The sequence below is a fragment of the Micrococcus sp. HG099 genome, from assembly GCF_024723355.1.
In the GTDB taxonomy this organism is placed as follows: Bacteria; Actinomycetota; Actinomycetes; order Actinomycetales; family Micrococcaceae; genus Micrococcus; species Micrococcus endophyticus.
The window spans coordinates 1-3,313 of the sequence record NZ_JANQCJ010000179.1 but is presented as its reverse complement, the minus strand read 5'-3'; the positions used below and the strand labels follow the sequence as shown (position 1 = coordinate 3,313).

At 75.4% G+C, this 3,313-nt stretch carries 3 protein-coding genes; 2 read left to right on the top strand and 1 reads right to left on the bottom strand.

All coding sequences use genetic code 11. The features are described from left to right. The first annotated feature begins 73 nt into the window (after nucleotides 1–73). Nucleotides 74–892, top strand: a complete 819-nt coding sequence (locus NWP10_RS11125) for an ABC transporter permease (RefSeq protein WP_258300954.1) — start codon at nucleotides 74–76, stop codon at nucleotides 890–892. A 54-nt stretch (nucleotides 893–946) separates the two neighbouring features. Beyond that, nucleotides 947–1,963 (top strand): heme A synthase, encoded by a 1,017-nt coding sequence (locus tag NWP10_RS11120; protein WP_258300953.1) that lies wholly within the window; start codon nucleotides 947–949, stop codon nucleotides 1,961–1,963. 195 nt (nucleotides 1,964–2,158) lie between these two features. Here NWP10_RS11120 and NWP10_RS11115 read toward each other — a convergent pair whose 3' ends face one another. Continuing rightward, nucleotides 2,159–3,142 carry a heme o synthase gene (locus NWP10_RS11115; protein WP_017488097.1) on the bottom strand — a complete coding sequence of 328 codons (984 nt, stop codon included), beginning with the start codon at nucleotides 3,140–3,142 and terminating at the stop codon, nucleotides 2,159–2,161. Between the last annotated feature and the right edge of the window lie 171 nt (nucleotides 3,143–3,313).

Sequence of the window (3,313 nt, the reverse complement as noted above, 5' to 3'; positions counted from 1 at the left end):
GCCACGCCCTGATGCCCACCCGCTTCGAGCGCGCCGGACTGCGCCTCGAGCAGATCCTCCGGGAGACCGCCGCATGAGCGCCCCCACCGCCCCCGGCTCCGCCGCGCAGCATGCCGCCGAGCCCCGCACCGCCGGGCCGGCCCCCGCGCCGGGCACCGCCCCCCACGCCGGGGCCGCCCCGCTGGCCACCCGCGTGCTGCGCCAGGCCGCTTACGAGACCGGCACCGCCCTGCGCAACGGCGAGCAGCTGCTCGTCACGGTGGTCCTGCCGCTGCTCGCCCTGGTGGGCGTGCACGTCACCGGCCTGCTGGACGAGCCCGGCCGCTCCGGCCTCGACGTGGCCGTCCCGGGCGTCCTGGCCCTGGCCGTCATCAGCTCCGCCTTCACCGCGACGGCGATCGCCACCGGCTTCGAGCGCCGCTACGACGTGCTCGCCGCCCTCGCCACGACGCCGCTGGGCACGCTCGGCCTCGTGGCCGGCAAGGCCCTGTCCGTGGTCGCCCTGCTGCTGGTGCAGGTCGCCGTGATCGGCGGGGTCGGCCTGGCCCTCGGCTGGCGCCCCGAGGCGGCCGGGATCCTGCCCGCCGTCGTCGCCCTCGCCCTCGGCGCGGCCGCCTTCACCGTGCTGGGCCTGCTGCTGGCCGGCACCGCGCGCCCCGAGGCCACCCTCGCGGCCGCCAACCTGCTGTGGGTGCTCTTCGGCGCCGTCGGCGGCACCGTGTTCCCCTCGCGCATGCCCGGCGTGGACCTGCTGCCCTCCGGCGCCCTCGGCTCCGCGCTGCGCGCCGCCCTCGTGGACGGCGCGTGGGCCCCGATCCCCCTGCTCGTGCTCGCCCTGTGGTGCGCGGTGGCCGTGGCCGCGGCGCTCCGCTGGTTCCGCTGGCGGCCCTGAGCCGCCGGCGCTCCCCGCACCGCCCCGACCCCACCCGACCACCGGAAGGACATCGTGTCCCCCACCCCCACCGAGGCCCGGACCTCGCAGGCCGGCCTCGCCGCCCGCCTGCCCGACCGCATCACGCGGGGCACCTTCGCCCTGGCGGTGGCGTCCCTGGCCTCCGAGATCGGCATCATCGTGACCGGCGGCGCCGTCCGCCTGACCGGCTCCGGACTGGGCTGCCCCACCTGGCCGAAGTGCACCCAGGAGTCGCTCACCAACACGCCCGAGATGGGCATCCACGGCTACATCGAGTTCGGCAACCGCACGCTCACCTTCGTGCTGGTGGTCATCGCCGCGGCCACGTTCCTGTCCCTGTGGCGCCTGCGCCGCACCCACCGGAGCCCGTTCTGGCTCTCCGTGGGCCTGCTGGCCGGCATCCCCGCGCAGGCGGTCGTCGGCGGCATCGTGGTGCTCACCGAGCTCGACCCGTGGTGGGTGGCCGGGCACTTCATCGTCTCCTCCGTCATGGTGGCCGTGGCCACGCTGCTCGTGACCCGCATCGGGGCCGAGCGCCGGGCCGGCCGGGCCGGGGTGCGGATCGTGGACGGCGTCACCACCGGCGCCTCCTGCGCCGCCGCCTGGGCCGCGTTCGCCTTCACCTGGGCGGCCGTCTACCTCGGCACCGTGGTGACCGGCACCGGCCCGCACGGCGGCGACCCGGACGCCCCGCGCCACGCCTTCGACCCGCTGCTGGTCACCCGCGTGCACGTGATCCCGGTGTACCTGCTCATGGCCGCCGCCCTCGTGCTGCTGTTCACCGTGCGCCGCGCCGAGGGCGCCTCCCGCCTCCAGCGGGCGGCCGTGCTGCGGCTGCTGCTGGCCATCGCACTCCAGGCGGCCATCGGCTACACCCAGCACTTCACGGGCCTGCCCGTGGTCCTCGTGATCCTGCACATGCTCGGCTCCGCGCTGCTCGTGGCCGCGGCCACCGAGGTCTGGGACCGCCAGCGCTCCCGGTACGTCACCGCCGGCCCCGCTGCGCTCCTCGACGCCGACCCCACGCCTGTCACCGCCAACGCGCGCTGACGTCCCCGCCGGGGCCTCGCCGCCGCGGCCGGTCCACGCGGGCCGGCCCTCGGACCGGACGGGCACGGGCCCGCGGAGGCCTCCCCCACGAGGACGGCCCCGCCCCCTCCATCGCGAAGGGGGCGGGGCCGTCCTCGTCCCGGGGTCCGGGAGCGGTGTCCGTCCTGAGCAGCGGGCGGCGGGGCCGCGGGCGCGTCAGGCGCCGAAGCGCATCAGCGGCTCTCCCACGAACGGGTCGACGGCCAGCGCGATGAACAGCAGCGTGAGGTAGGTGATGGAGAGGTGGAAGACCTTCATGGCCTTGCGGTCCTCGAAGTCCTCGCGCCGGGCCTGGCGGTGCAGCACGTGCGACTCCCACACGAACCAGCCGCCGACCACGAGGGCCACGGAGGTGTAGACGATGCCGGCCCAGCCCATCGGGACGAGCAGCAGGGAGCAGACCACGGTGGCCCACGCGTACAGGACCACCTGGTTGGAGACGTGGCGCGCGGAGGCGATGGCGCCGAGCATCGGCACGTCCGCCTCCTGGTAGTCGCGCTTGTACTTCATGGACAGCGGCCAGTAGTGCGGCGGGGTCCACAGGAAGATCACGGTGAACAGCACGATGGCCGGCCACTCCACGGTCCCGCGCACGGCGGCCCACGCGATCAGCACGGGGAAGCAGCCCGCGATGCCGCCCCACACGATGTTCTGCTCGGTCCGGCGCTTGAGCACCAGCGAGTAGACGACCACGTAGAAGAAGATCGCCGCGACGCCCAGGGCGGCGGCCAGCCAGTTGGCGCCGAAGCCGAGGACGAGGATGGAGACCACCGTCTGCACCCAGGCGAACACGAGGGCCTCGCGCGGGGTGACCTCGCCGGTGACGAGCGGGCGGTTCTCCGTGCGCTTCATCACCCGGTCGATGTCCCGGTCGATGTAGCAGTTGAACGTGCCCGAGGCGCCGGCGGCCAGCGCGCCGCCCACGAGGGTGGCGGCCATGGTGAGCACGTCCGGGAACCCGCGCTGGGCGAAGATCATGGTGGGCAGCGTGGTCACGAGCAGCAGCTCGATCACCCGGGGCTTGGTCAGCTCCACGTACGCCCGCACCTTGCGGGACAGGCTCGGCTTGGACCGGTCGACGACGCCGGGCGGGGCGGTCTCGACGCGGGCTGCGGACGACGACTCCAGGGAGGATGACATCTGCTTCTCACGGTGGGGGGACGGGGGGACGCCCGTCCCGTGGGTGTGGGACCGGCGCCGGGCGCGGTCCGCCCGCGGGCGGGCCTGCAGGCCAGTCTACCCGGGCCGGGGCGTCCCCGAGGGGCCGGAGACGTCGTCATGGGTCCCGCGGGGCGAGCCGGGCCTGCGCCC

Coding starts and splice junctions, on each gene's coding strand:
- NWP10_RS11125 (WP_258300954.1), top strand. CDS start 74: ATGAGCGCCCCCACCGCCCCCGGCTCCGCCGCGCAGCATGCCGCCGAG.
- NWP10_RS11115 (WP_017488097.1), bottom strand. CDS start 3,142: ATGTCATCCTCCCTGGAGTCGTCGTCCGCAGCCCGCGTCGAGACCGCC.